A 25,475-nucleotide genomic window follows, 5' to 3' on the forward strand; every position below is an offset into this window, starting at 1 on the left:
TTCTACGGAAGAGGGGCTGGCATGGTGAGTGCTAAAGGGTAGAGACAGAGCACGTCGAAGTGAGGCTGAAGAGGTTCCCCCCCACCGCTTCAGCACCTTACGGTGCGCTTCTTAAGAAGACCTGCGGCCCGGTGTCCTTCCTGAGGATTCCGGGCCGCCTTCTTTTTGGGGCTCAGGGCTCTGGGCCAGCTCCCACGCGAGGTGGTTTTCACTTTTGCAAGCGATTTCAGCGCTGCAATGCAGGGCTGCAATCGGCTCACGGCTGCGGACCGCCCCCTATCGCCAGATGCCCGGAATCATTGGACTCTTCTACGGAAGAGGGGCTGGCATGGCGAGTGCTAAAGGGTAGAGACAGAGCACGTCGAAGTGAGGCTGAAGAGGTTCCCCCCCACCGCTTCAGCACCTTACGGTGCGCTTCTTGAGAAGACCTGCGGCCCGGTGTCCTTCCTGAGGATTCCGGGCCGCCTTCTTTTTGGGGCTCAGGGCTCTGGGCCAGCTCCCACGCGAGGTGGTTTTCACTTTTGCAAGCGATTTCAGGGCTGCAATGCAGGGCTGCAATCGGCTCGCGGCTGCGGACCGCCCCCTACCGCCAGGTACCCGGAATCATTGGACTCTTCTTCGAAGAGGGGCTGGCACGACGAGTGCTAAAGGATAGAGACAGAGCACGTCGAAGTGAGGCTGAAGAGGTTCCCCCCCACCGCTTCAGCACCTTACGGTGCGCTTCTTGAGAAGACCTGCGGCCCGGTGTCCTTCCTGAGGATTCCGGGCCGCCTTCTTTTATACGCTCCGTGATTCGCGCCTGGGCGAGTGGCGCGGAGGGAGGGGCTTTCCGACATGCGCGATGCACACGGCGAGGCGCCGGAGCTGCGGCCAGGGCGGGTGGAGGACCACGCCGACTTCGTCCGGCTGTTTGCTGAGCTGGGAGTGGAGGATCCACCGCCGCCGCTGGACGTGTGGGTGTCGGACCTCGTGAAGCGCGCGTTCTTCGTGGATGGGCCGGAGGGCGCGGCTGCGTATGCCGTCGTCGACGTCTTGGGAGAGACCGGCTACGTGGTGAACCTGGTGGTGGCGCCGGGCCAGCGGGGAAAGGGGTTGGGGAGGAAGGTGATGCGGGAGCTCGCTTCCCATTTCCGGGCGAGGGGCTGCCGCGAGTGGATGCTGTACGTGAAGCCGGACAATGTGCCGGCGCGGACGTTGTACAGCTCGATGGGGATGGAGGCGGGACGGCTGGAGACCACGTGGCGCCTGTCGTGGCATCACCTGGAGGCCTTGCCGCTAGCGCCCGAGGGGCTCGAGGTGGTTCCGGTGGCCGAGCTGGACTTCGCTCCACTCACGAGGGCCTTCGGGCTGGTGCCTGGCAAGCTGGCCCGCTTCGCCACACAGGCCACGCACCGGCTGCGGCGCCTCGTGGACCCGGAGCACCCAGAGTTGGCGGAGCTGGGGTGGATGGACGTGCGGCCCCTGGCGCGTGTGCTGGTGCCCTTCTTCGCGGCGACTCCCGCGCACGCGAGCGCCTTGCTGGAGGCGGCCTTCCTCGAGCTTGGCGGCACGGAGGAGCTGCGCGTGGTGACGGGAGACTCGGTGCTCGAGCCCCTGCTGCACGAGGCGGGAGCTCGGGTGGTGCTGCGGACGCTGGCGATGCGTGGGCCGCTGCCGAGCCCGCAATGAAAACGCCCGGGCGGAAGCCGCCCGGGCGCTGGTGAAACCGGAGGAGGGGCGCCTTAGCGGGTGAACAGCGTGCCCGCCTGGGCGATCCACTCGGTGAGGGGGCCGGGCAGGATGCCCAGCAGCACCACGGCGACGGTGGAGACCACCAGGGCCACCTCGGTCATCCAGCTGCGCTCCAGGGGGTGAGCCCCCTCGGGGACGGGCCGGATGTACATGTGGACGATGACGCGCAGGTAGTAATAGGCGCCGATCGCGCTGGAGAGCACCGCGATGATGGTGAGTCCGACGAGGCCCGCGTCCACGGCGGCGCGGAAGAGGATGAACTTTCCGATGAAGCCGATGGTGGGCGGGATGCCGGCGAGCGACAGCATGAAGGCCGCCATGGCGAAGGCCCAACCCGGACGGCGCTGCGCCAGACCGTTGAAGCGCTCCAAATCCCAGGCAGTTCCCTTCTCCTCGTCCTCGCGGCGCTCGAGCAGGGAGACGACGGCGAAGGCGCCCACCGCGGTGAAGGTGTAGGCGAGCAGGTAGTAGAGGATGCCGCGCAGGGCCTCGACGCGGGCCACGGCCTCGGGGCTGGCGCCGAAGAGCGCGGTGGGGCCGAGCAGCTTGAACTCCTGGCCCGGGGTGGACACGAAGAGGGCCGCCACGCCCAGCATCAGGTAGCCGGCGTGGGCGATGGAGGAGTAGGCCAGCATGCGCTTGACGTTGCGCTGCGGGATGGCCAGCAGGTTGCCCACCACCATGGTGAGGAGCGCCAGGGTGGAGAAGATGGCGAAGGGCAGCTTCGCGTCGATGCCGCTGCCCACGCTGACGAACACGCGCACCAGGGCCACGAAGGCGGCGGCCTTCACGCCCGCGCTCATGAGGGCGGTGACGGGGGTGGGAGCGCCCTCGTACACGTCCGGCGTCCACATGTGGAAGGGCACCGCGGCCACCTTGAAGGCGAAGCCGGCGGCCACCAGCACCGCGCCCGCGTAGACGAGCGCCCCGTTGTTGCTGGCCATCGCCGCGCGCAGCGGCTGGGCGATCTCCCCCAGCATGGTGGTGTGGGCGGCGCCGTACAGCAGGGCGGAGCCGTAGAGCAGCACCGCGGAGGAGAAGGCGCCGAGGATGAAGTACTTGAAGCCCGCCTCGCTCGGCCGAGTGCCGCGCCGCAGATAGGACGTCAGCGCGTAGGTGGCGATGGAGAGGACCTCGATGTTGACGAAGAGGGTGATGAGCTCGTTGGACAGACCCAGGAGGCTCATGCCCGCGCCCGCGAAGAGCATGAGCGCGTAGAACTCACCGCGCTCGGCGCCGCGCTTGCGCAGGAAGCCAGCCGAGGTGAGCGAGGCCAGTGCCAGCGACACGCAGACGATGAACGTCAGGAAGCTGGAGAAGGGATCCAACGCTCCGAAGCCGAGGAACACCTCGCGGGCCGGCTCACCCAGCAGCGACAGCGACACGATGCCGGCGATGACGGACGTGGCGGTGGACAGCACCGCCTGGTAGCCGCGCGACGAGGTGGCGGAGAGGAACACCTCCGACAGCAACAGGACGCACGCTCCCACCACCAGGATGATGGCGGGCAGCAGCGGGAGGAAGTCTGCCGAGGTCAGGTTGGGCAAATTCATGGTGGAGACTCTCGACTAGCGCCGGTCGGCGAGCGGGCCCGTCGTCGGGGCGTTGGGAGCAGCGGCCAGGCCGGCCGGGGGCAGGCCCATCACGGAGATCTGCACATCGCTGGCCTGAATCTGGTTGCCGGGGATGCCCAGGTGGCCGCGCGCGATGAAGCGCTCCGTGGACGGGTTGATGCGATCCAGGAAGGGCTGAGGCATCAGGCCCATCACCAGCACCAGCGCCAGGAAGGGCACCACCGTGGCGAACTCGCGCAGGCTCAGGTCCGTGAGGCCCTGGTTCTCGCGATGGGTGAGGGGGCCGAAGAACACCTTCTGCACCATCCACAGCATGTACGCCGCGCCGAGGATGACTCCCAGGGTGGCCAGAGCGCCGAAGGCCATGCCCAGGGTGCTCTTGAAGGTGCCCAGCAGCACCAGGAACTCGCCCACGAAGCCGTTGGTGCCCGGCACCGCCACGGACGAGAAGGTGATGATGAGGAAGGACGCCGTGTACACCGGCACCACCTTGGCGATGCCGCCGTAGTCGGACATCAGGCGGGTGTGGCGCCGCTCGTACAGGAAGCCGAACAGGAGGAAGAGCGCGCCGGTGGACACGCCGTGGTTGAGCATCTGGTAGGCGCTGCCGGTGGCGCCCTCGGCCGTGAGGGCCAGCAGGCCGATCATGCAGTAGCCCAGGTGGCTCACCGACGAGTAGGCGATGAGCTTCTTGATGTCCCGCTGAGCCAGGCACATGAGCGCGCCGTAGACGATGCCAATCACCGCGAGCGTGGCCAGGACATAGCGGGCCTGGTACGCGGCGGACGGGAAGAACGGGATGGCGTAGCGCCAGAAGCCGAACGTTCCCATCTTCAGCATGACGCCGGCCAGAATCATGGAGCCGGCCACGGGCGCCTGCACGTGGGCGTCGGGCAGCCACGTGTGCACCGGCCACATCGGCACCTTGATGGCGAAGGCGATCGCGAAGGCGGCGAACATCCACGGGCCCCAGCGGTGCAGGATGGCCGCCATGCCCGTCAGCCCCGAGCAGTCGCCGGTGGCCATGCACGAGGAGATCTGCGAGTTGGCGCCCACCAGGCTGTTGTAGATGGTGGCGTAGTCGAAGGAGCGGTTACCCGGCGTGCTGGCGATGAAGTACAGCGCGACGATGGCCACCAGCATGAGCAGCGAGCCGGCCAGGGTGTAGAGGAAGAACTTCACCGCGGCCTTCTGACGATCCTCGGCGCCCCACACGCCCACCAGCAGGTACATGGGGATGAGCATCGCCTCCCAGAAGATGTAGAAGAGCAGCACGTCCAGCGACACCAGCGCGCCGAGCATCACCGTCTGCAGCACCAGCAGCGCGAGGTGGAACTCCTTCACGCGCTCGGTGATGTACGTCTGCGAGGCCATCACCACCAGGGGCCCCAGGAAGACGGTGAGCAGCAGCAGGCTGACGGCCAGGCCGTCCACGCCGATGTGGTAGCTGACGCCGAGCTGCTCCAGCCACCGCGTGCGGTACTCGAGCTGGAACTCGGGGCCGGCCGCGTCGAAGCGCAGGTAGGCCCAGACGCCGAACACCAGGTCCACCAGCATGCCGATGAACGTGATGGTGCGGATCTGCCCGCGCTCCGCACCGGGCAGCAGCCAGATGAGCGCCGCGAAGAGCAGCGGCAGGTAGACGACGAGGTTGAGCAGATGGGTATCGAAGAAGCTCATTGCAGCACCTGGATGATCGCGTACACCGCGCCGCCGAGCAGGGCCAGCGCCATGACGGCGGCGTAGGCCTGTGCGTCTCCCGTCTGCACGTAGCGCAGGACGCTACCCACGCGGGCCGTGACCCACGCGGTACCGTGCACCGCCACCGTGTCGATGAGGAGGGTGTCCACCAGCTTGTAGAGGATGGCGCTCACGTTCTTCACCGGCCGGATGACCAGGAACTCGTAGGCCTCATCCACGTAGAACTTGTTCTGCGTGAAGCGCCGCACCGCGCGGGCGTAGGCCGGAGCCGGCTGGCCCGCTCGCGAGGGGAAGAACTTCAGGTACATGAAGCCCGCCAGACCACCGCCGAACAGCGCCACCAGCCACGCCTTGAAGTAGTCCGCGAGGCTCGGGACGCTGTGGTCCAGCGCCACCTCACCGCCGCGGGCGGCGATGCGCTCGGCACTGGAGAACACGGGACCCAGGAAGTTCTCCATCACCGGCTGCATGCCACCACCGCGGCTCGCCGGCATCAGCGGCAGCGCGTAGGTCAGTGCCACCACGCTCAGGAACGCGAGCACCCACAGGGGCGTCGTCATCCGCCAGTCGCTCTCGTGAGCGTGGGGAATCTTCGCCTCCGGCGAGCGCTTGCCCTCGAAGGTGAGCAGGTACACGCGCGACATGTAGAAGGCGGTGCAGGCCGCGATGAGCAGGCCCACGTAGTAGATGCCATTCGAGGCCCACTCGTACCCGTGCAGGTGGTTGTGGTGGATGCCGTGGAAGATGGCGTCCTTCGAGAAGAAGCCGGAGAGCGGGAAGATGCCGGTGATGGCGAGGGTGGCCACCAGGAAGGTGAACCACGTCTGCTTCATCTCGCGGCGCACGCCGCCCAGCTTCTTGATGTCCGTCTCGTCCGCGTTGCCGTGCATGACGCTGCCGGCGCCGAGGAAGAGGCAGGCCTTGAAGAAGGCGTGGGTGACCAGGTGCAGCACGGCCGCCCAGAAGATGCCCATGCCCACGCCCATGAACATGATGCCGAGCTGGGACACGGTGGAGTAGGCGAGCACCTTCTTGATGTCGTCCTGCGCGAAGGCGATGAGCGCGGCCAGCAGCGAGGTGATGGTGCCGATGATGGCCACCGTCACCATGGCGGTGGGGCTGAGCACCAGCAGGTAGCTCATGCGGCTGAAGAGGTAGACGCCCGCGGTCACCATCGTCGCCGCGTGGATGAGGGCGGAGACGGGAGTCGGGCCGGCCATGGCGTCCGGCAGCCAGACGTACAGCGGGAACTGGGCGCTCTTACCCGCGGCGCCGAGCAGGAACAGCAGCAGCGTCACCGTGAGCACGCCACCAAAGGTGCGGCCCTTGAGCGGACCCTCGGAGATGGGCGTCTGCAGGTTGATGCCGCCCTGTGCCTTCTCCGGCGTCACGTGCAGCGCGTTGGCCATGACCTCCAAGCCCTGGAAGGCCACGGGGCCCTTCTGCTGCAGGCCCTCGCGGAAGCGCACCTGGGCCGTCTCCGCGTTGCCGCCCACCATGCTGAAGTTGGCCGGGGTGGCCTGGGTGTTGAACGCGCTCACCAGCAGCACGATGAGGAAGGTGGCGATGAGGAACGCGAAGTCACCGATGCGGTTGGTGACGAACGCCTTGCGGCCTGCCCACGCCTTGGCCGTGTCCGAGTACCAGAAGCCGATGAGCAGGTAGCTGGCCATACCGACGCCCTCCCAGCCCACGAAGAGCAGGACCAGGTTGTCGGCCAGCACCAGCGTCAGCATCGCCGCCACGAAGAGGTTGAGGTACGCGAAGTACCGCCAGTAGCCCTCGTCGTGGGACATGTAGCTGGTGGAGTACAGGTGGATGAGGAAGCCCACGCCGGTGATGACCAGCAGCAGCGTCCCCGACAGGTGGTCCACCAGCATGCCGAAGTTCACCCGGAACGTGCCGGCCGAGAACCACGTCCCGTAGTCGAACCCGAAGGCGTAGCGGATGACACCCGACGAGTAGGCGTTCGGGAGGGACGCGGCCTGGGCGGCCTCCAGCGGGCTCACCGCCAGGAACGCCGAGACGGATAGCAGGAAGGAGCCCGCCACCGCGGCGCAGGCCACCAGGTACACGTTGGCGCGGCCGAGCATCCGGCCGAACACGCCGCAGATGAACGCTCCCACCAGCGGTAGGGCGATGATCAGCCACAGGGCGGAGGGATCCAGCCGCAATTGAAGAAGGACGTCTTTGAGGGCTTCCATGGGCAGAGGGGCTCTCTTGGCGGAATGAGGTGCCGGACCGTCAGTGTTTCATCGTCCGGATTTCTTCGATGCTGATGGTGCCCCGGCTGCGGAACACTGCGATGACGATGGCGAGACCGATGGACGCCTCGGCCGCCGCCACGGCGATCACGAAGAAGGCGGACACGTGTCCCACCAGGTCTCCGTTCTGCTTGGCGAAGGCGAGGAACGTCAGGTTCGCCGCGTTGAGCATCAGCTCCACGCACATGAAGACCACCAGCGCGTTGCGGCGGATGAGCACACCGAACATGCCGAGGCAGAACAGCGCGGCGGCGAGGATGAGGTAGTAGGAGATCGGGACCATGGCCGGTTGAAGGGCGAGCGCGGCCCGCCTTCTAGCAGAGGGTTGAAGGGGACGGGCTCAAATCCGCGACTTGGCCACCACCACCGCGCCCACCATGGCCACCAGCAGCAGGAGGCTGACGGCCTCGAAGGGCAGCAGCCACTGCGTGTAGATGACCCCACCGATGGCCTTCAGGGTGCCGAAGCTCTGGATGGCTTCGCTGGACATCGTCTTGGCGCCCGCCGGAATCCGCCAGATGGCCATCACCAGCACCACCAGCAGACCCGCCGCCGCGCCGCCGCCCGCGATCCGCGAGAGCGTCAGCCGCGGCCCGGGCGAGGAGGTCTCCTCACCCAGGTTGAGCAGCATGATGACGAAGAGGAAGAGCACCATGATGGCGCCCGCGTAGACCAGCACCTGCAGCACCGCCACGGTGTGGGCCCACAGGAGCACGTAGATGCCGGCCAGGAAGAAGAACGTGGCCACCAGCGACATCGCCGAGCTGATGGGGCTCTTGGCGAAGATGACCAGTCCGGCGGACAGCAGCGTCAGGAGCGCAAAGGCTCCGAAGAGAACCAGCTCGACGTTCACGACCAGTCTCCGAACGCGCCCCAGGGCTTGTCGCCGAACGGGCAGCGGTGCTCGCGGATGTGCGCCTCGAACTCGTCGCGGAAGCGCATGAGGAAGGAATGGGTCGGCAGCGCCGCGGCATCGCCCAGCGCGCAGATGGTGTTGCCCAGGCCGATCGGCGGGTAGGGCGCGATGGAGGACGCCACGTTGGAGAGGATCTCCACGTCACCCGGCTCGCCCCGGCCCTCTTCAATCTTCCGGAGCAGGCGGGTCTGCCAGGGCGTGCCCTCGCGGCACGGGGTGCACTGGCCGCAGGACTCCTCGGCGTAGAAGCGCGCCACGCGCCACAGGCTGCGCACCATGCAGGTGGTGTCATCCATGACGATGACGCCGCCGGAGCCCGCCATGGTCTGCTTCACCTTGACGGCCTCGAACTCCATGGCCACGTCCAGCTCGTCCGGGCTGAGGATGGGCGCCGAGGAGCCGCCGGGGATGACGGCCTTCACCTTGCGGCCCGCGGGCAGGCCCCGGCCGTACTTGTCGTCGAAGATGAGCTGGCTGAAGGTGGCCTCGAGCGGCACCTCGTAGACGCCCGGCCGGTTCACCGTGCCGGAGAGGCACACCAGGCGCGTACCGCCCGACTTGTCGGTGCCCAGCCCGGCGTACCAGGCGGAGCCGCGGGTGAAGACGTGGGGCACGCTGGCGAGCGTCTCCACGTTGTTCACCACCGTGGGGCTGCCGAACAGGCCCACCACCGCGGGGAACGGCGGCTTGAGCCGGGGCCAGCCCTTCTTGCCCTCGAGGCTCTCCAGCAGCGCCGTCTCCTCGCCGCAGATGTAGGCGCCCGCGCCGCGCACCACGTAGCAGTCCAGCTGGTAGTCCTTGCCCAGCATCTTCTTGCCGAAGATGCCGGCGGCGTACGCCTCGCGGATGGCCGCGTTGGTGCGCTCCGCCTGGAACTTGAACTCGCCGCGCAGGTACACGTAGCAGGTGTGCACGCCCAGCGCGTAGGACGCGATGGCGATGCCCTCCAGCATCATGTGCGGATCCTGCTCGAGGATGTAGCGGTCCTTGAACGTGCCCGGCTCGGACTCGTCGCCGTTGACGGCCAGGTACTTGGGCTTGGGGCTGTCCTTGGGGACGAAGCTCCACTTGAGGCCCGTGGGGAAGCCCGCGCCGCCGCGGCCGCGGAGGTTGGACTTCTTCACTTCGTCGATGATCTGCGCCGGCGCCAGCTCCAGGGCCTTCTCCAGCCCCTTGTAGCCACCGCGCTTCTTGTACTCGTCCAGCGTCCAGGAGTTGGGCTTCCCCCAGGCGGCCGAGATGATCGGTTCGAATGCCGTTGTCGCCATGGAATCAGGTTCCTTGATGGAGCAGGTCAGGAGAGCTTTTCGAAGATCGCGTCCAGCTTGGCCTTCGTGAGGCTCTCGTGGTGGTCCTCGTTGATTTGCAGGCACGGCGCGGTGCCGCAAGAGGCGAGGCACTCGGTCTCGCGCAAGGTGAAGCGCTCGTTGGCCTCACCGGCCTTCAGGCCGAGCTTCTGCTCCAAGTAGGCGAGCATCTTCTCCGCGCCCCAGAGGGAGCAGGAGAGGTTGGTGCACACGTCCACCACGTACTTGCCGGGCTTCTTGAGGTGGTACATCACGTAGAAGCTCGCCACCTCGTAGGCGCGCTCGGGCGTGACGTCCAGCCGGCTGGCGACCAGCTTGAGTCCCTCGGGGGGCAGCCAGCCTTTCAGCTCCTGCAGCAACCGCAGCGCGGGGAGCATCGCGGCGCTTTTACGATCGGCCGGGTAGTGCGAGAGAATCTCTGCGATCTCCGCATCGAACTTCTTCTGCTCTTCGGGGGTGAACAGGGGCTCCGCCATGGCGGGCGCTTCGTAAGTCCCGAAAGGCTTCGTTGTCAACATAAACCCACGGCGCTACACTCAGCCCCATCAGCGAAATGCCGAGCGATTTCAAGCCCTTGTTATGAACCGGGGATCAGACGACAAGCGCGACGAGCCCCGGGTGCCGCTCATGCTGCGGGTGCAGTTCCCGAATCAGGAGCGGATGGTGGCGGTCACGGAGAACCTCTCCAAGGGGGGGATCTTCGTGCAGACCGAGCGGACATTCACGCCCGGGCAAGAGCTAGGACTGGCACTTTCTTTCCCGGGGCTCTTGAATCCGGTAGAAGTCGTGGGGACGGTGGCCTGGGTACGGCCAACGACGGCCGAGGCGCCGGGTGGTGTCGGCATCCGGGTGGTGCGCGATCAGGACCGGCAGCGATTGGGTGAAATCTTGAGTTCGGCAGGACAGACCCGCGCGTCGGACCGGACGGCCCTCCCCGCCGAGGGCTACCGTGTGCTCATTGTCGAGGACAACCCGCACATCGTCGAGATGTACAGCTACGTGCTCAAGAAGCTGGCGAGCGGCGAGCTGGCGGGCAAGGTGCCGCTGGAGGTCCACTTCTCGCCGGACGGGCACCACGCGCTGCAGGCCCTGCGCTCCACCCAGTTCAGCCTGGTGATGACGGACCTGTACATGCCGGTGATGGATGGGTTCGCGCTCATCGAGCGCATCCGCGCCGAGGAGCCGCTGAAGTCCATTCCCGTGGTGGCCATCTCCGCGGGAGGCCCAGAGGCGCGCGAGCGTGCCATGCAGCTGGGCGTGGACATCTACCTGCGCAAGCCGGTGCGCTTCCAGGAAGTGCTGGAGACGGTGAAGCAGCTGCTGCACATTCCCTGACGGCCAGCCAGGGGGGCTGATTTGAGGCAGGGCGCCGGGACGCGTAGAGTCCGCCCCACATGCCCAAGCCCTCCATCCACCGCGATACCGTCTGCGGCGAGGCGCTGTTCATCCTCCAGAGCCTGAGGGAGAACGGCCGTCTGGGACGCTCCAGCAAGCTGGCCGATGTGAAAGCCGCCCTCGAGCCGTCCGTCTCGCTGGAGTTCGACAGCTACTACCTCTTCCTGCGCAAGTACCTCTACATCGCGCTGGATCACCGCGAGGCGCAGCTGCGCCTCACCGAGCTGGGTGAGCGTGTGGTGGATGGCGAGCTGCAGGACAAGTTCGCCATGGAGGTGGGGGAGTTCTTCGCCGAGCAACTCGGCACCGACGCGTCCTCCGCCCATCGCGATGACGAGGTGGCTGATCCCACGATGCCGCCGCCTCCGCCGGACATGTACCTGGAGGACTCGGATGTGGTGCGGCCCGTGGAGCCTCCGCCTCCCGCGCTGCCGAGGGCTCGTACGTCCGCGCCGTTCGGCCTCGAGATTCCGGTGGCCGCGCCCCTGCCGGCGCCGCCTCCGGTGGCCAGTGTTCGAAACGAGGCCCTTCCCCTGCCTCCCGCCGCGCCCGTTCCCCCCATCGCGCCCATGGCACCTCCCGCTCCCGTCGCCGCCTCTCCCGTGGCCAGGGCCGCGGAACTGCTGGATCAGCGCTACCAGAAGCTCGAGGCCCTCGGCGCCGGGCCGCTCGCCACTGCCTACAAGGGCCGCTTCAACGCGCTCGGGCTGGACATCTGCGTCAAGGAGCTGAAGGACATCTTCGGCTACTTCTCCTTCCTGCAGCGCGGCGAGGTGCTCAAGCGGCTGAAGAAGGAGCTGTGCGCCCAGGCCCAGGTGCGCCACCCCGGCATCGTCCAGGTGTTGGATCAGAACACGGAGACGGCCCGCCCCTACTACGTGCTCGAGCTGCTGCACGGCAGCCTCAAGAGCAAGCTGGAGGAGGGCGGAGGCAAGGGAGTGCCGGTGGCGCTCGCCCTGCGCTGCTTCCTGCAGATCGCCTACGCGCTGCGTGCCGCGCACGCCGTGGGCCTCACCCACCACAACCTCAAGCCGGAGAACATCCTCTTCGACGTCTACGGCAACGCGAAGCTGGGCGACTTCGGCCTGGTCCGCGTGGTGGAGCAGGATGCCTCCAAGGGCCTGCCCCAGGTCTTCGTGGGCGCGGGCGGCATGGTGTACCTGGCCCCCGAGCTCATCCATCAGCAGCGCGCGAAGGACGCCGGTCCCGCCGCGGACGTCTACGGGCTGGGCATCCTCCTCTACGAGATGCTCACCGGGCAGATTCCGGGCCGCCGCTCGCCGCTGCCCTCCGAGGTCAACTCCGAGGCCCCTGCCGGCCTGGACGCCATCTTCGACAAGATGACCCAGGACCGCGTGGACCAGCGCTACCCGGACCTCGAGGCGATGCTGGAGGACTTCTACAAGTCCTTCCCCGAGGCGCAGTTCCTCGCCAAGGGAGACCTCATTCTCTCCTCGGAGCCGCAGTAGCGACTGCCGTGTGACGAGTGCTCGCGGTGGGCGGGTCGGGCTGTCAGACTCGCTTCATCATGAGCGACAGCCCGAACCCGAAGGACGCCGTGCTCATCACCGTCACCGGGAAGGACCATCCCGGCATCACCGCTCGCCTGACGGGCATCCTCTCCGAGGTGGGTGCGGCGCTGCTCGACATCGAGCAGGTGGTGGTGCAGGGGCAACTCACCCTGTGCCTGCTGGTGCGCCTGCCCGAGACGCGCAGCGTTCTCAAGGAACTGCTCTTCGTGGCTCGTGAGCTGGGCGTGTCGCTCGACTTCCAGCCGGTGGCCACGCCGAAAGTTCCGGTGGCCTCGTCCCCCAACCGCCATGTCGTCACCCTGGTGGGGCGCTCCCTGGGCACGCGCGAGCTGCACGCCGTGACCGAGCGGCTGGCCCAGCACGCAGCCAACATCGAGCGCGTCCACCGCCTGTCCGAGGCGGAGCTTGGCTCCGTGGAGATCCACATCGCCCTGCCGCCGGAGCGGGAGCCGGAGGAGCTCAAGCGCTCGCTGCTGGAGCTGTCCATGTCCACCAACGCCTTCGACGTGGCGCTGCAGCGCGAGAGCCTCTATCGGCGGAGCAAGCGGATGGTGGTGATGGACATGGACTCCACGCTCATCCGCATCGAGGTCATCGATGAGCTGGCGCGAGCCTACGGCGTGGGCGAGCAGGTGTCGCGCATCACCGAGCGCGCCATGCACGGGGAGATGGATTACGACGAGTCCCTGAGGCAGCGCGTGGCCCTGCTGAAGGGGTTGGACGCCAAGGTGCTGCACGACATCGCCGCCAACCTCCCGCTCACCGAGGGTGCGGAGACGCTCATCCGGGTGCTCAAGCGGCTGGGCTACCGCACCGCCATCCTCAGCGGGGGCTTCTCCGTGGCGGCCGAGGCACTCAAGGCCCGGCTGGGCATCGACCAGGCCCACTCCAACATGCTGGAGGAAGTGGACGGCAAGCTCACCGGCCGCACCTTGGGGCCCATCGTCAACGCGCGCCGCAAGGCCGAGTTGCTGGAGAGCATCGCCCAGGCGGAGGGCATCCTCCTCGATCAGGTCATCGCAGTGGGCGATGGCGCCAATGACCTGTTGATGCTGGAGCGCGCGGGTCTGGGCATTGCCTTCCGCGCCAAGCCCAAGCTGCGCCAGGCGGCCGATACCTCCATCTCCGCCGGCGGCCTGGACACCATTCTCTACCTCCTGGGACTCACTGGCCGCGAGCTCCAGGAGGTGTTGGGGTAGGGCACCTCAGGAGGGGCGCATGCGCGCCGCCAGCTCCCGCTGCTGAACCATCCTCTTCTCCAGCAGCAGCTCGAGCAGGGCGCGCAGAATCTTGGAGCTCTTCTCCTGGTTGGCCTGCACCGCCTGCAGCCGCTGCATCTCCTCGGGGGAGAACACCTCGGTCGGGGCGGGCGAGGCGCTGAGAATCTCGTCGAGCAGGTCCGCGGCGCTCGACGTACTGGCGGCCCGAGAAGGAACGGGGGCCGGAGTGGGCTGCCGGGCGGCGTTCTCCCTGGCCATGTTCGGCGCGATGTCGGCGATGGCCTTCACCACCGTCTTCCCGCTCATGTCGACGATCTTGAACTCGTCCTCGTCACCACCGGAGGAGCCGCCGCTCCTGCCCGGGGCCGTGTGGGCCGAGTGGGTAACGGCCGGATCCTGGTTGCGGTAGTGGCGCAGGATGGCGTTCTGAATCTCCCGGTCGCCGGCCACCACGGGGACGACACGCGTGCGGCTGCGAGCGGCCACCTGGTCGATGGTCTGCAGGTCGGTGGGGTCCGCCATGGCGAGCACGAGCGTCTTGCCATTGTCACGCAGGGACACGGGGAAGATGCCCTTCTGCTCGGCGACGCCGACGTCCAGCTTGGCGAGGGCGCCCACGTCCTTGGCGGTGCCCAGCTGGACGCGCTGCATGCCCAGGCCCTGGGCGATGGCCTCGGTGAGGGTGTCCTCCTTGGCGATGCCCATGTCGCTGATGATGCGGGACAGGCGCCCGCCCCACTGGTCGTGCTGGGCAAGGGCGCTGCGCAGCTGCATCTCGTCGATGACGCGGGCCTTGACGAGAATCTCTCCGATACGGTTGCGAGGTGCGGCCATGGCCGCCAGTCTACGGAGGAAGGAGCCCGGAGTCGCGTTCGATGCCGCGTGGATTCGATACCTGCCTGGCGGAGGGGGTGGCGCTCTTCAACGCCGGGCACTTCCACGAGGCGCATGAGGCCTGGGAGGAGGCCTGGCTGTACGAGCGCGGCCCGCGCCGGCTGTTGCTGCAGGGCCTCATTCTCGTGGCGGCGGGGTGGCTCAAACGCGACGCGGGCAATGCCCGGGGCGCCTGGACGCTCTTCTCCCGCGCCCTGGACCGGCTCGAGTCTCTACCACCCCTGTGTGAGGGCGTGGACTTAGGCCGCTTGCGTCCCCAGGTGGCGTGCTGGCGTGAGGGCGGTGCCAGCGCTCGGCCCCAGCTCGCTCGGCTGTCTACCCACCAGGCAGGAGACTCTTGATGCAACCCTTCGTGGACGACGCCCTGCTGCTCTGCCCCTACTGCGGTGAGGAGGTGGAGGTGACGGTGGACCCGGGTGGCCCCTCGTCGGAGACGTACGTGGAAGACTGCCCGGTGTGCTGCCGACCGTGGGTGGTGCACGTCTCCCGAGAGGGGGAGGAGGTGTCCGTCTACCTCGGGCGCGAGGACGACTGAGCCGGCCGGAATGGGCCCGCGGCGCGTCGCCTTGACACGTTCCGAAGCATGGTTCTCTTGAAGCTGTGAGAGACGCCGGGCCCTGAAGACAGCGGGCGCGGCGCCAACAAACAACCACTCGCTTTCAACTCAACCAGCGCGCCGCTGCTCCGCCCGGAGTGCGACGCGATAAGGAGACGTCCATGCTGAACCGTTGGAACCCGTTCGAGATGAGCAATGGTGCTGTGGCGCTGGGCCCCCTCATGGCCAAGGAGTTCGACCAGCTCTTCCGCGAGCTGAACGTGCGCCAGGGCAACTCGCGCGAGCTCGTCCCGCCCGCGGACATCTACGAGACGGCCGAGGGCATCACCCTGCAGGTGGACCTGCCGGGGCATGATCCGAAGGCCATCGAGGTGAAGGTGGAGAACGACACCCTCACCCTCAAGTCGGAGCGCAAGGTGGTCGAGCGCCCGGAGAAGGACAGCGCGCGGCGCCTGGAGCGCAGCTTCGGCGTGTACGTCCGCTCCTTCGTGCTGCCGCGCACCGTGGACGCGTCCCGGGTGGAGGCCCGCTACGAGAATGGCGTGCTCACCCTGACGCTGCCGCGGCGCGAGGAGTCCCGGCCCCGCGTGGTCGAGGTGAAGGTCAACAGCTGATGGGGAAGCGGTGCTGATGGGGAAGCGGTAGCGGACGGGCGGGACGGGCCTCTGGGGTGGCTCGTCCCGTCCGTTCGCAGGCAGCGCAGGACACACGGGCGGCGATGCGCACTCACCGGGGCCTCGGAACAGGCCCCTGGAGACGCTTCGCCGCTCGTGTCGTTGGCGCGGACTAGCGCTTGACGGCGGTGGTGGTGCCGCCGAGCGCCAGCGGCACGCGGAACAGGTCGAGCACCTGCTGCACGTCCAGCGGCTTGGGCAGGCACGCCACGGCGCCGGCCTGCTTGGAGCTCTCCACCACCTCGGGCGAGTGGGCGGACGTCATGGTGATGAGCCGCACGCCCTCCATCTGCTTGCGGGCGCGGATGCGGCGGCACACCTCGATACCGTCGATGTCCGGCATGTTCAGGTCGATGAGCATGCCGTGCGGCTTCTGCTCGCTCACGAGCAGGAGCGCCTCGACGCCGCTGGTGGTCGTCTGCAGCTCCACCTGGTTCGCGTAGGGCTTGAAGGCGCGCTTGATGGCGTCGAGCACCTGCCGCTCGTCATCCACCACCAGCAGGCGCACGGTGCTGCTGCCCAGCTCCTCAGGCACCGGCATCTGGTGGGTGATGAGGAAGGTGCGAAGGTCCGCCGAGCGCACGCGCCGGTGCCCACCCGGCGTCCGGAACGCCATGAGGATGCCGCGGTCGATCCACTTGCTCACCGTGGACGGGTCCACCTGGAGCAACCGGCTGATGTCATGGGTCGTGTAGAGCTGATCCGTCATCGAACTCCCCTCACTCTGCACTGCTACGTTCCGGCCTTCATAGGATAAGACACCTAAGCCGGAAGCGAAAATTCTTCGATTTCACAACTTGACAGCTTGTAGGGCATCAGGGTCCCTCATGTGTTGAACGGTGGCCTCCCACCGTCCCGATGCCCTCAAGCACAACTCCACCAGCTCGCGAGCGGCCCCGTAACCTCCCCGGCTCCGCGCCACGTAATGCACTGACTGACGTACCTCGGCGGCGGCGTCCGCCGGGCAGGCCGACAGGCCCGCCATCCCCAGGGGTCCCAGGTCGTTGACGTCATCCCCCATGTACGCGCACTCCTCGGGGGATGCCGTGAGCTGGGTCAGAAGCTCTCGGAAGCCGGCCGCCTTGTTCTTGCGGCCCTGCAGCACCGCGGTGAGGCCCAGCTCCCGGCCACGCACTTCCACGATGGAGGAGCTGCGCGCGGTGAGGATGGCGGTACGCAACCCCGCCAGCCTCGCCATCACCAGACCGTGGCCGTCCTTGACGTCGAAGCGCTTCATCGCCTCGCCGCCATCGCCGTAATACAGGCCACCATCCGTGAGGACGCCGTCCACGTCGAAGACGAGCAGACGCACGCGTGCCGCGCGCTCTGTCAGCTCGTCCCTGCTCGGTTTGGGCGGCAGCTCCGTCATGTCGTGCCCCTAGGACTCCCTCCCCACGACTTCGTTCACACTACTTACCGCGAATTTCCCCACTACGCAGGTTCGTGACCCAACGCCCGCCGTATGGCCAGCACCTGACGTAGCACGTCCTCGAACATCTGGGGATTGAGCGAGCATGGACCGTCACACAGGGCACGGTCCGGGTCTTCATGTACTTCCGTGAAAAGCGCGTCTATTCCGGCAGCCGCAGCGGAGCGGGCCAGCAGGGACACGAACTTGCGCTCCCCGCCCGTCTGGCCATCGCCGGAGGAGGGCAGCTGCACGGAGTGGGTGGCGTCGAAGCACACGACGAGCCCGGCCTCGCGCATCTGGGCGAAGCCGCGCATGTCCACCACCAGGTTGTTGTAGCCGAAGGTGGCGCCGCGCTCGGTGACGAGCACGTTGGGGTTGCCCGCCTCCACGGCCTTGCGCGCCGAGTGGACGATGTCCTTGGGGGCGACGAACTGGCCCTTCTTGAGGTTGACGCCCTTGCCGGTGCGCGCCACCGCCTCCACCAAGTCCGTCTGGCGGCAGAGGAAGGCGGGAATCTGGATGATGTCCACCACCTCGGCGGCCGGGCCTACGTGGCTCGTCTCGTGGACATCAGTGAGGATGGGCACGCCCACCTCGCGCTTGATGCGGTCGAGGATGCGCAGGCCCTCCTTCAGGCCGGGGCCCCGGAAGGACTTCCCGCTGGTGCGGTTGGCCTTGTCGTAGGAGCACTTGAAGGCGTAGGGCACGCCCAGCCGGCTCGTCATCTCCTTGAGGAACTTCGCGTGGCGCAGCGCCATCTCCTCGGACTCGATGCTGTCCGGGCCGGCAATGACGAAGAGCTTCTGGCCGGGGCCGACCTGGTGGCCGCACAGCGTAATCTGCTGGCTCATGCCTGCGTCCTCCCCGCGTCACGCTGCGCGAGGGCCGCACGGATGAAGCCGGAGAAGAGCGGGTGGGGCGCGAAGGGCTTGCTCTTGAACTCCGGGTGGAACTGGCAGCCGATGAAGTAGGGGTGGTCCGGCAGCTCAATCATCTCCACGAGGTTGAGCTCAGGGTTGTGGCCGGACACCACGAGGCCCGCCTCCTGCAGCCGGCCGCGGTAGGCGTTGTTCACCTCGTAGCGGTGGCGGTGGCGCTCCTGAATGACGTCCTCCCCATACAGCTTGTGCGCCAGCGAGCCCGGTTTGAGCGCGCAGGCGTAGCTGCCCAACCGCATGGTACCACCCTTGTCCTGCACCTTCACCTGGCTCTCCATGAGCGTCACCACCGGGTGGAGGGTGTGCTCATTGAACTCCAAGGAGTTGGAGTCGGCCAGGCCCAGCACGTTGCGGCTGAACTCCACCACCGCCATCTGCAGGCCCAGGCAGATGCCGAAGAAGGGCACCCGCTTCTCCCGGGCGTAGCGCACCGCTGTAATCTTCCCCTCGGTGCCGCGCACCCCGAAGCCGCCGGGCACCAGGATGGCGTCCACCCCGCCCAGCAGCGCCTCGGCGCCCTTCTCCTCGACGTCCTGCGAGTCCACGAACTGCAGGTCCACCTTCACGTCGTTGGCGATACCGCCGTGGAGCAGCGCCTCGTTGAGGCTCTTGTAGCTCTCCTTGAGGTCCACGTACTTGCCGACGATGCCCACCTTCACCTCGCCGCGGCTCGGCGAGTACACCTTGCGGATGATGTCCTCCCAGCGGTCCAACCGGGCGGCGCGCGTCCAGATGTTGAGCGTCTCGGCCAGCCGCTCGTCGATGCCCTGGCGGTGCAGCTCCAGCGGCAGCTCGTAGATGCTCTTCACGTCCGGCGAGGTGAACACGTTGCCCGGGTCCACGTTGCAGAACATGGCAATCTTGTCCTTCATCTCGCGGGAGATTTCCCGGTCGGTGCGGCAGATGAGGAAGTCCGGCTGGATGCCGATCTCCCGCAGCTTCATCACCGAGTGCTGGGTGGGCTTGGTCTTCACCTCGCCGGCCGCGCCGATGTAGGGCAGCAGCGTGAGGTGCATGTAGACGGTGTTGCCCGCGCCCACGTCGTAGCGCATCTGGCGGATGGCCTCGAGGAAGGGCAGCGACTCGATGTCGCCCACGGTGCCGCCCACCTCGACGATGACCGCGTCCATGCCCTGCGCCGCCTGGCGGATGCACGACTTGATCTCATCGGTGATGTGCGGAATCACCTGGACCGTCTTGCCCAGGTACTCGCCGCGCCGCTCCTTCTGGATGACGGCGTGGTAGATGCGCCCGGAGGTGAAGTTGTTGAGCCGGGACATCCGCGCGTTGGTGAAGCGCTCGTAATGGCCCAGGTCCATGTCGGTCTCACCACCGTCGTCGGTGACGAAGACCTCGCCATGCTGGAACGGGCTCATCGTCCCCGGGTCGATGTTGATGTACGGGTCGAGCTTGAGCAGCGTGATGTCGAGCCCGCGGTTCTCGAGCAGGGCGCCAATGGAAGCAGAGGCGAGCCCCTTGCCCAGCGAACTCACGACCCCGCCGGTCACGAAGATGAACTTGGTCTTCTTGGAGCGCATGGCCCTTCCTGCCAAGAGACCCCGGGGGCGTCAATGATTCTGTCAACGCCCCCGGACGGTCGCCTGGTCGCGGAAGTCCAGCAAGGGGTGCATTTCACTCCTGGCTCTGGGTCCGAGGGCGGGATTCGGCGTAGTCGCGAGCCCGGGGCTCGCAGTTGCGCTGCTCCCGCAGGGGACAGTGGCGGCAGGACCACCCGTCCCAGCCGCGTTTCACCGCGAGATGAAGACAGGCGTCATAGTTGAAGCAGAACAGGTTGCGCTGGACCTCCACCGCCGTCTCGTCACGCAGGGCGGAAGGCAGAGGACTCGGGCAGGGTGTGATGGACAAGGTCTGGGCCTCCAGCGGATGAACGGGCCTTTCCCCCCGCACCTGCAACAGGGTTGTTGCACGCGCATTCCCGAGGACCCGGCAAAAAAAGGACCGCCCGTCCCGCGGCCCCAAGCGTGGAGGGGTGCGCGAAACGGGCGGGCCCGAACTGCCAGCGTCAACACTTCCGCCGCCTGGTGGCTTCTTCAGCGCGCCAGACGAGCGGAGGTGGACGCCTGACTCTTGCTGTCGGTCAAGGCATCACCTCCTTTCTGCGGCGCCATATGTAATGGCGGGTATTTCACCGCGCCACTCTGCTTGAGAGGTGTGCCTCGCCTAGGGGGAGGGCAGGCAGGAGGAGGAGCGCTCCTCAGGCTGCCACGAACTGACGCTCCACCAGCCGGCGGTAGAGGCCCTCCTGGCCCATGAGCGCCGCGTGGTTGCCGCTCTGCACCACCTTGCCGCCCTCCAGTACCAGCACGCGGTCCGCGCCAATCACCGTGGACAGGCGGTGGGCGATGATGATGGTGGAGCGGCCCTTCATCAGTCGATCCAAGGCCTCCTGCACCAGGTGCTCGCTCTCCGCGTCGAGCGCGCTGGTGGCCTCGTCCAGCACCAGCAGGCGCGGGTTCTTGAGCACCGCGCGGGCAATGGCGATGCGCTGCTTCTGGCCGCCGGAGAGCTGCACGCCGCGCTCACCCACCATCGTGCGGTAGCCCTCGGGGAAGCGGGAGATGAACTCGTGTGCGTTGGCGGCACGTGCGGCGGCCTCTACCTCGGCGTCGGTGGCGTCCATGCGGCCGTAGCGGATGTTGTCCGAGATGGAGGTGGCGAAGAGCATCGGCTCCTGCGCCACCGTGCCAATCTGCTGCCGCAGCCACTCGGGGTCGAGCGAGCCCAGCTCCCTGCCATCCAACACCACGCGCCCGCCCTGCGGGTCGTACATGCGGGCCAGCAGCCCGGCGATGGTGGACTTGCCCGCGCCCGAGGGGCCGACGATGGCCACCACCTCGCCCGGGTCCAGCTTCAGGTCGATGCTCTGCAGCACCGGCACGTCCGGGCGCGTGGGGTAGGCGAAGCGCACCTGCTGGAACTCGACGCGGCCCTGCACGGACGCCAAGCGCTCGCCGACCGAGGCGGGGATGGCGGGCTGGCGGTCAATGAGCTCGAAGACGCGCTCGGCGGCACCGGCGGCGCGCATGAAGTCGGCCCACAGGTCCGTCAAGGCACCCAGCCCGAAGGCCACCATCATCGAATAGATGAGGAAGGAGGTGAGGCTGCCCACCGTCATCTTGCCGTCCAGCACCAGCCGGCCGCCGAACCAGAGCACTGCCGCCGAGGCGAGGTAGCCGGCAGAGGAGGCCGCGGCCATGAAGACGGCGGACTGACGCACCCGGCGGCGCGCGACGTCATAGGCGCGCTCAGTGGCAGAGCGGTAGCGCTCCACCTCGTGCCGCTCGGCGGCGAAGGAGCGCACGGTACGGATGCCGGAGAGGCTCTCCTCGGCCACCTCGTTGGCGGTGGCCAGCGCGTCCTGAGTCTGCTTGGAGAGCCCGCGCACCCTGCGGCCGTACGTCACGGCCCCCACCGCCACCGCCGGCACGATGGCCATCATCAGCCCCGTGAGGATTGGCGAGGTGTAGAGCAGCAGCGCAATGCCGCCCAGCGCCTGCGCCGCGTTGCGCAGGCCCATGGAGATGTTCACGCTCACGGCGTTCTGTAGCACCGTGGTGTCCGAGGCCAGCCGGTTGGTGAGCTCGCCCGTCTTGCGCTCGTCGAAGAAGCCCACCTCCTGGGCCATGAGGCTCGCGAAGAGGTCCTGCCGCAGCTTCGTCACCACGCGCTCGCCCGCGGTGGTGAAGAGGTAGTAGCGCAGCGCCATCGCCACGCCCTGCAGCAGGAAGACAGCCACCATGCTCAGGGCGATTTTGTCGATCTGCGAGCGGTCTCCCGCCTTGAGGGCCTGGTCGATGATGTCGCCGATGGCCTTCGGGTACACCAGCATCAGGCCGCTGGCGATCAGCAGGAAGGCGATGCCGCCCATGATCCTGCGCGCCTGGGGGCGGGCGAGGCTCAGGACGCGGCGCACCGTCACGCGGGAGATTCTGGGCTTCTTGGAGGCGTCGGGTTTCTGGGGGGCGTCGGACACGCGCGCAGACTAACGCGGGTCGTGCCACTCCGCATGTCTACCTGGAGGACAGGGGGCCAGGTTCAGCGGTCCCGCATCGCCGCTTCCACCCTGCCCACGTCCTCGGGCACGTCCACCGCCACCGAGCGCCCCGTCACCTTCCCGCAGCGGATGCGGATACCGTGCTCCAACGCTCGTAGCTGCTCCAACTTCTCTGCCTGCTCCAGCGGGGTGGCGCTCAGCTCCGCCAGCCGCAGCAGCGTGTTGCGCCGGTAGCCGTATAGCCCCAGGTGCGCCCAGCGCTTCACCGCCCCCGACTCGCCCGGCTCTCGGACGAAGGGCACCGTGCTGCGGCTGAAGTAGAGCGCGTCCCCGTTGAGCGCCAGCACCGCCTTCACCACGTGCGGGCTGTCCTCCTCGGCCGCCTCCAGCGGGCGCGCCAGCGTCCCCATCTCCACCGACGCGTCAGCGAAGAGACCCGCCAGCACCCGCAGTGACGCCGGGTCCACCAGCGGTTCGTCGCCCTGCACGTTCACCCAGACGTCCACCTCCGGCCGGGCCCGCGCCACCTCCGCCACCCGGTCCGTTCCCGTGGCGCACTCGGGCGACGTCATCACCGCCTTGCCACCGAAGCGTTCCACCGTCTCCTGGATGCGGATGTCGTCGGTGGCCACCACCACCTCGTGAAAGACGCCTGCCTCCTGGCAGCGCCGCCAGACGTGCTCGATCATCGGCCGGCCGGCGATGAGGGCCAGCGGCTTGCCGGGAAAACGCGTGCTGGCATAGCGGGCGGGGATGACGGCGACAGTACGAGGAGCGGACATGGTGCGCCCCTCTCTATCAGATCCACGACGCTGCAAAGCCTCGGAGGGAGGGGGGCACTAGGCAGTCAGGGGCTCGTGCCTACCTTCCCGCCACCATGAAGAAGGTCCTCCATATTGTCGGCGCTCGTCCCAACTTCATGAAGGTGGCCCCCATCCATCGGGCCATCTCCGAGCGCGACGCGCTCGAACAGAAGTTGGTGCACACCGGGCAGCACTACGACGTGAAGATGAGTGATGTCTTCTTCACCGACCTGGGCATGCCCGCCCCGGACATTTATCTCGGCGTCGGCTCGGGCAGCCACGCGGAGCAGACCGCCAAGGTGATGCTCGAGCTGGAGAAGGTGTTCGCCAGCGAGAAGCCCGACCTCGTCTCCGTGGTGGGCGATGTCAACAGCACCCTGGCCGCCGCGCTCGTGGCGGTGAAGATGGGCATCCCCATCGCCCACGTGGAGGCGGGCTTGCGCAGCTTCGACCCCGCCATGCCCGAGGAGATCAACCGCGTCCTCACCGACCGCATCTCGAACTTGCTGCTGACGCCCTCGGCCGACGCGGACGCCAACCTCATCCGCGAGGGCTTGGAGCCCGAACGCATCCGGTTGGTGGGCAATGTGATGATCGACTCGCTGCTGGCGGCCCGGGAGAAGGCGCTGCGGCTGTCCACGCTCGAGGACATGGGCCTCAACGCCCGCGGCTACGCGGTGTGCACCCTGCATCGCGCCTCCAACGTGGATGACGCCCAGGTGCTCACCGGGTTGCTCTCCGCTCTGGGCCACGTGGCCAGCCGCCTGCCCGTGGTGTTCCCCGTCCACCCGCGCACCCGTAAGCGCATCGCGGAGCTGGGACTGGGCGCCTCGCTGGAGCGCACCCCGGGCCTGCGGCTGGTGGACCCCATGGGCTATCTGGAGTTCCTCGCGCTCACTTCCCAGGCCCGACTCGTCTTCACCGACTCCGGCGGCCTCCAGGAAGAGACCACCGTGCTCGGCATTCCCTGCCTCACCGTGCGCGAGAACACCGAGCGCCCCATCACCGTGGACCTCGGCACCAACCTCGTGGTGGGCACCGACCCGGTCCGCATCCGGCAGGCCGCGGACCGCATCCTCGATGGTTATGAAAAGAAGGGCCGCGTCCCGGACCTGTGGGACGGGCGCACCGGCGAGCGCATCGCTCGTCTCTACGAGGAGTTCCTCGGGTTGGGGAAGGCGCCGCGGCGCGCGACCGAGAGCCGGATTCTTTCCTCCACTCCGGGAGCGGAGCACCACCCCGTTTGAGGGGGCGGCCGGGCGGGACGCTGGTTCTCGCCCGCTCCTGCTCATTGTTCACGGGGAGTGCTCCCCGTGCTTGCTAGAAGCGCGGTGGCAGGCCTCCGGGGCTCGGGTACACCGCCTCCGTGAGGTTCGTCAGCCCGCAGTGATGCGTGCAGACGCACTCCGTCTTCGCCAGGATGGGCCTGTTGAGCTGCAGCACTTGCGGATTGAGGAGCAGCGCTCCTCCCGTGATGCCCTGACAGTCTTCCTCCGAGAGCTCTGCCATCGACTTCCCGCAGGTGCCCTCGGGTAACGAGTCCCGCTGCTCCGAGGTAAGGCTCGCCCGGAAGCGCGGGTCCTTCCACGCCCGGATGATGGTCGCGTGTCCATCGCGCCTGACCACAGGGCGTGTTGCACTCCACGCCGAAGTTGATGACCGAGATGCAGCACGAGCGGCGATAGCTGGCTCATCACCAGCGCTTCGATGGGGACGTCGCGGGTGCCGGGACTGGCGGCCGGGTGACTCGCCGCGTTGCTCCGGCCCCCGTCCGGCCCCGAACACTTCCGGAGGACCAGACGCACTTTCTCCTACGAACCGGTGATGACGACGACCTTCGACGTAGCGAGCGTGTGCGCATGGACTGGGTCCTCGGCCAGGCGGGCGGTATTGGCGTACGCTCCGCCCTCTCGGAGGTATCCCCCCCTCTCCGTGCGTCCGCCCCGGCGGCCTTCGACTCACAGCTCCTGACCCGCGCTCCTGGCTGCTCCCATGACCGAGCCCCTCCACTCCACAGCCACCGCCACCCCCATCCTGATAGTCGACGACGACCCGGACATCCGCGAGGCCCTTCGCGACATCCTCGACGACGCGGGCTACAGCGTCGTCCTCGCGTTCCACGGCCAGATGGCGCTGGAGCTGCTGGGGACCATGGGCCCGCCGTGCCTCGTCCTGCTCGACTGGATGATGCCCGTGATGGATGGGGCGCAGTTCCTTCACCTGCTCCGCGAGAATCCCCTCTACGACACCGTGAAGGTCATCCTCTGCACCGCGAGCGGACGGGACGTGCCTCCCGGAGCACAGGGGCTCCTGCGCAAGCCCTTCGAGCTGGATGAGCTGCTGGCCGTCGTGTCCGAGTCCTGCGGCTGAGCACTGTCGGCCGCGCTTCTCGGGCTCCTTGAAGCAGGGGAGCGTTCCGGGCCTCGGGTGCCCGCACTCATTGACGTCAATGAGTAATAATTCTTTATCACACATATTTGATATTCTTGCTCGTTGACGTCAACGAGTGGCCCGTACGAGCACGGGTGTCCCCCGGCCGCGGCT

The 25,475-nt window shown here is 67.6% G+C and carries 25 protein-coding genes; 9 read left to right on the top strand and 16 right to left on the bottom strand.

Annotated features, from left to right (window positions below):
• Nucleotides 1-834 precede the first annotated feature (834 nt).
• A complete protein-coding gene (locus OV287_RS08935; protein ID WP_267533572.1) occupies nucleotides 835-1,668 on the top strand; it encodes a GNAT family N-acetyltransferase in 834 nt (277 codons plus the stop codon).
• Nucleotides 1,669-1,721: 53 nt separating this feature from the next.
• Here OV287_RS08935 and OV287_RS08940 read toward each other — a convergent pair whose 3' ends face one another.
• From OV287_RS08940 to OV287_RS08970, 7 genes are read right to left on the bottom strand one after another with little or no spacing between them, the layout of a single operon-like run.
• Nucleotides 1,722-3,284, bottom strand: a complete 1,563-nt coding sequence (locus OV287_RS08940) for an NADH-quinone oxidoreductase subunit N (protein WP_267533573.1) — start codon at nucleotides 3,282-3,284, stop codon at nucleotides 1,722-1,724.
• A gap of 15 nt (nucleotides 3,285-3,299) precedes the next feature.
• Nucleotides 3,300-4,985, bottom strand: coding sequence for a complex I subunit 4 family protein (locus OV287_RS08945; protein ID WP_267533574.1), 1,686 nt, complete (start codon nucleotides 4,983-4,985; stop codon nucleotides 3,300-3,302).
• Nucleotides 4,982-7,210: an NADH-quinone oxidoreductase subunit L gene (gene nuoL / locus OV287_RS08950; protein ID WP_267533575.1), complete on the bottom strand. Its 2,229-nt coding sequence runs from the start codon at nucleotides 7,208-7,210 to the stop codon at nucleotides 4,982-4,984. The genes OV287_RS08945 and nuoL overlap by 4 nt, the downstream gene beginning before the upstream one ends.
• Before the next feature lie 40 nt (nucleotides 7,211-7,250).
• A complete protein-coding gene (gene nuoK, locus OV287_RS08955) occupies nucleotides 7,251-7,553 on the bottom strand; it encodes an NADH-quinone oxidoreductase subunit NuoK (RefSeq protein ID WP_267533576.1) in 303 nt (100 codons plus the stop codon).
• Between the two features lie 57 nt (nucleotides 7,554-7,610).
• Complete coding sequence (locus tag OV287_RS08960; RefSeq protein ID WP_267533577.1) at nucleotides 7,611-8,123, bottom strand: NADH-quinone oxidoreductase subunit J; 513 nt, start codon at nucleotides 8,121-8,123, stop codon at nucleotides 7,611-7,613.
• Complete coding sequence (gene nuoF / locus OV287_RS08965; protein ID WP_267533578.1) at nucleotides 8,120-9,454, bottom strand: NADH-quinone oxidoreductase subunit NuoF; 1,335 nt, start codon at nucleotides 9,452-9,454, stop codon at nucleotides 8,120-8,122. The genes OV287_RS08960 and nuoF overlap by 4 nt, the downstream gene beginning before the upstream one ends.
• Before the next feature lie 26 nt (nucleotides 9,455-9,480).
• Nucleotides 9,481-9,969 carry an NADH-quinone oxidoreductase subunit NuoE family protein gene (locus tag OV287_RS08970; protein ID WP_267533579.1) on the bottom strand — a complete coding sequence of 163 codons (489 nt, stop codon included), beginning with the start codon at nucleotides 9,967-9,969 and terminating at the stop codon, nucleotides 9,481-9,483.
• 103 nt (nucleotides 9,970-10,072) lie between these two features.
• On the opposite strand from OV287_RS08970, the gene OV287_RS08975 reads away from it, so the two are divergent.
• From OV287_RS08975 to serB, 3 genes are read left to right on the top strand one after another with little or no spacing between them, the layout of a single operon-like run.
• The gene (locus OV287_RS08975) at nucleotides 10,073-10,828 is read left to right on the top strand and encodes a TIGR02266 family protein (protein ID WP_267533580.1); all 756 of its coding nucleotides are present in this window, start codon (nucleotides 10,073-10,075) and stop codon (nucleotides 10,826-10,828) included.
• Nucleotides 10,829-10,887: 59 nt separating this feature from the next.
• On the top strand, nucleotides 10,888-12,357 hold the full coding sequence (locus OV287_RS08980) for a serine/threonine protein kinase (RefSeq protein WP_267533581.1): 1,470 nt from the start codon (nucleotides 10,888-10,890) through the stop codon (nucleotides 12,355-12,357).
• 59 nt (nucleotides 12,358-12,416) lie between these two features.
• A complete protein-coding gene (gene serB / locus OV287_RS08985) occupies nucleotides 12,417-13,619 on the top strand; it encodes a phosphoserine phosphatase SerB (RefSeq protein ID WP_267533582.1) in 1,203 nt (400 codons plus the stop codon).
• A gap of 6 nt (nucleotides 13,620-13,625) precedes the next feature.
• On the opposite strand, the gene OV287_RS08990 is transcribed toward serB, so the two are convergent.
• Entirely contained in the window at nucleotides 13,626-14,474 is an 849-nt protein-coding gene (locus OV287_RS08990) for a GspE/PulE/PilB domain-containing protein (protein WP_267533583.1), read from the bottom strand.
• A 41-nt stretch (nucleotides 14,475-14,515) separates the two neighbouring features.
• On the opposite strand from OV287_RS08990, the gene OV287_RS08995 reads away from it, so the two are divergent.
• The 3 genes from OV287_RS08995 to OV287_RS09005 all read left to right on the top strand — a co-directional run bounded on the left by OV287_RS08995 (nucleotide 14,516) and on the right by OV287_RS09005 (nucleotide 15,704).
• A complete protein-coding gene (locus tag OV287_RS08995) occupies nucleotides 14,516-14,875 on the top strand; it encodes a DUF309 domain-containing protein (RefSeq protein ID WP_267533584.1) in 360 nt (119 codons plus the stop codon).
• A complete protein-coding gene (locus OV287_RS09000) occupies nucleotides 14,875-15,069 on the top strand; it encodes a CPXCG motif-containing cysteine-rich protein (RefSeq protein WP_267533585.1) in 195 nt (64 codons plus the stop codon). The genes OV287_RS08995 and OV287_RS09000 overlap by 1 nt, the downstream gene beginning before the upstream one ends.
• A gap of 182 nt (nucleotides 15,070-15,251) precedes the next feature.
• Complete coding sequence (locus OV287_RS09005; protein ID WP_267533586.1) at nucleotides 15,252-15,704, top strand: Hsp20/alpha crystallin family protein; 453 nt, start codon at nucleotides 15,252-15,254, stop codon at nucleotides 15,702-15,704.
• A 172-nt stretch (nucleotides 15,705-15,876) separates the two neighbouring features.
• Here the strand turns inward: OV287_RS09005 and OV287_RS09010 are convergent, their stop codons facing one another.
• The 7 genes from OV287_RS09010 to kdsB form a co-directional block, all read right to left on the bottom strand.
• The gene (locus OV287_RS09010; protein ID WP_047855425.1) at nucleotides 15,877-16,473 is read right to left on the bottom strand and encodes a response regulator; all 597 of its coding nucleotides are present in this window, start codon (nucleotides 16,471-16,473) and stop codon (nucleotides 15,877-15,879) included.
• Nucleotides 16,474-16,554: 81 nt separating this feature from the next.
• The gene (locus OV287_RS09015) at nucleotides 16,555-17,133 is read right to left on the bottom strand and encodes a KdsC family phosphatase (protein ID WP_267533587.1); all 579 of its coding nucleotides are present in this window, start codon (nucleotides 17,131-17,133) and stop codon (nucleotides 16,555-16,557) included.
• A gap of 62 nt (nucleotides 17,134-17,195) precedes the next feature.
• Nucleotides 17,196-18,026 (bottom strand): 3-deoxy-8-phosphooctulonate synthase, encoded by an 831-nt coding sequence (kdsA, locus tag OV287_RS09020; protein ID WP_267533588.1) that lies wholly within the window; start codon nucleotides 18,024-18,026, stop codon nucleotides 17,196-17,198.
• The gene (gene pyrG, locus OV287_RS09025) at nucleotides 18,023-19,651 is read right to left on the bottom strand and encodes a CTP synthase (protein WP_267533589.1); all 1,629 of its coding nucleotides are present in this window, start codon (nucleotides 19,649-19,651) and stop codon (nucleotides 18,023-18,025) included. The genes kdsA and pyrG overlap by 4 nt, the downstream gene beginning before the upstream one ends.
• Before the next feature lie 94 nt (nucleotides 19,652-19,745).
• Entirely contained in the window at nucleotides 19,746-19,979 is a 234-nt protein-coding gene (locus tag OV287_RS09030) for a hypothetical protein (RefSeq protein ID WP_267533590.1), read from the bottom strand.
• A 349-nt stretch (nucleotides 19,980-20,328) separates the two neighbouring features.
• Nucleotides 20,329-22,002, bottom strand: a complete 1,674-nt coding sequence (locus tag OV287_RS09035; protein WP_267542318.1) for an ABC transporter ATP-binding protein — start codon at nucleotides 22,000-22,002, stop codon at nucleotides 20,329-20,331.
• A gap of 167 nt (nucleotides 22,003-22,169) precedes the next feature.
• On the bottom strand, nucleotides 22,170-22,910 hold the full coding sequence (gene kdsB / locus OV287_RS09040; RefSeq protein ID WP_267533591.1) for a 3-deoxy-manno-octulosonate cytidylyltransferase: 741 nt from the start codon (nucleotides 22,908-22,910) through the stop codon (nucleotides 22,170-22,172).
• 95 nt (nucleotides 22,911-23,005) lie between these two features.
• Here kdsB and wecB point away from each other — a divergent pair, with 95 nt between their 5' ends.
• Nucleotides 23,006-24,178, top strand: coding sequence for a non-hydrolyzing UDP-N-acetylglucosamine 2-epimerase (gene wecB, locus OV287_RS09045; protein WP_267533592.1), 1,173 nt, complete (start codon nucleotides 23,006-23,008; stop codon nucleotides 24,176-24,178).
• A 73-nt stretch (nucleotides 24,179-24,251) separates the two neighbouring features.
• On the opposite strand, the gene OV287_RS09050 is transcribed toward wecB, so the two are convergent.
• A complete protein-coding gene (locus OV287_RS09050) occupies nucleotides 24,252-24,557 on the bottom strand; it encodes a mersacidin/lichenicidin family type 2 lantibiotic (RefSeq protein ID WP_267533593.1) in 306 nt (101 codons plus the stop codon).
• A gap of 366 nt (nucleotides 24,558-24,923) precedes the next feature.
• On the opposite strand from OV287_RS09050, the gene OV287_RS09055 reads away from it, so the two are divergent.
• Entirely contained in the window at nucleotides 24,924-25,301 is a 378-nt protein-coding gene (locus OV287_RS09055; protein WP_267533594.1) for a response regulator, read from the top strand.
• Nucleotides 25,302-25,475: the final 174 nt, after the last annotated feature.

The organism is Archangium lansingense (assembly GCF_026626635.1).
GTDB classification, from domain to species: domain Bacteria; phylum Myxococcota; class Myxococcia; order Myxococcales; family Myxococcaceae; genus Archangium; species Archangium lansingense.

Excerpts from the sequence above, each read along its gene's own strand:
- OV287_RS08975 (WP_267533580.1), top strand. The coding sequence starts at position 10,073 with ATGAACCGGGGATCAGACGACAAGCGCGACGAGCCCCGGGTGCCGCTC.
- OV287_RS08980 (WP_267533581.1), top strand. The coding sequence starts at position 10,888 with ATGCCCAAGCCCTCCATCCACCGCGATACCGTCTGCGGCGAGGCGCTG.
- OV287_RS09005 (WP_267533586.1), top strand. The coding sequence starts at position 15,252 with ATGCTGAACCGTTGGAACCCGTTCGAGATGAGCAATGGTGCTGTGGCG.
- OV287_RS08935 (WP_267533572.1), top strand. The coding sequence starts at position 835 with ATGCGCGATGCACACGGCGAGGCGCCGGAGCTGCGGCCAGGGCGGGTG.
- OV287_RS08995 (WP_267533584.1), top strand. The coding sequence starts at position 14,516 with ATGCCGCGTGGATTCGATACCTGCCTGGCGGAGGGGGTGGCGCTCTTC.
- serB (WP_267533582.1), top strand. The coding sequence starts at position 12,417 with ATGAGCGACAGCCCGAACCCGAAGGACGCCGTGCTCATCACCGTCACC.
- OV287_RS09055 (WP_267533594.1), top strand. The coding sequence starts at position 24,924 with ATGACCGAGCCCCTCCACTCCACAGCCACCGCCACCCCCATCCTGATA.
- OV287_RS09010 (WP_047855425.1), bottom strand. The coding sequence starts at position 16,473 with ATGACGGATCAGCTCTACACGACCCATGACATCAGCCGGTTGCTCCAG.
- OV287_RS08970 (WP_267533579.1), bottom strand. The coding sequence starts at position 9,969 with ATGGCGGAGCCCCTGTTCACCCCCGAAGAGCAGAAGAAGTTCGATGCG.
- OV287_RS09000 (WP_267533585.1), top strand. The coding sequence starts at position 14,875 with ATGCAACCCTTCGTGGACGACGCCCTGCTGCTCTGCCCCTACTGCGGT.
- OV287_RS09015 (WP_267533587.1), bottom strand. The coding sequence starts at position 17,133 with ATGACGGAGCTGCCGCCCAAACCGAGCAGGGACGAGCTGACAGAGCGC.
- pyrG (WP_267533589.1), bottom strand. The coding sequence starts at position 19,651 with ATGCGCTCCAAGAAGACCAAGTTCATCTTCGTGACCGGCGGGGTCGTG.
- nuoF (WP_267533578.1), bottom strand. The coding sequence starts at position 9,454 with ATGGCGACAACGGCATTCGAACCGATCATCTCGGCCGCCTGGGGGAAG.
- OV287_RS08945 (WP_267533574.1), bottom strand. The coding sequence starts at position 4,985 with ATGAGCTTCTTCGATACCCATCTGCTCAACCTCGTCGTCTACCTGCCG.
- wecB (WP_267533592.1), top strand. The coding sequence starts at position 23,006 with ATGAAGAAGGTCCTCCATATTGTCGGCGCTCGTCCCAACTTCATGAAG.
- nuoK (WP_267533576.1), bottom strand. The coding sequence starts at position 7,553 with ATGGTCCCGATCTCCTACTACCTCATCCTCGCCGCCGCGCTGTTCTGC.
- OV287_RS08940 (WP_267533573.1), bottom strand. The coding sequence starts at position 3,284 with ATGAATTTGCCCAACCTGACCTCGGCAGACTTCCTCCCGCTGCTGCCC.
- kdsB (WP_267533591.1), bottom strand. The coding sequence starts at position 22,910 with ATGTCCGCTCCTCGTACTGTCGCCGTCATCCCCGCCCGCTATGCCAGC.
- nuoL (WP_267533575.1), bottom strand. The coding sequence starts at position 7,210 with ATGGAAGCCCTCAAAGACGTCCTTCTTCAATTGCGGCTGGATCCCTCC.
- kdsA (WP_267533588.1), bottom strand. The coding sequence starts at position 18,026 with ATGAGCCAGCAGATTACGCTGTGCGGCCACCAGGTCGGCCCCGGCCAG.
- OV287_RS08990 (WP_267533583.1), bottom strand. The coding sequence starts at position 14,474 with ATGGCCGCACCTCGCAACCGTATCGGAGAGATTCTCGTCAAGGCCCGC.
- OV287_RS09035 (WP_267542318.1), bottom strand. The coding sequence starts at position 22,002 with ATGGGCGGCATCGCCTTCCTGCTGATCGCCAGCGGCCTGATGCTGGTG.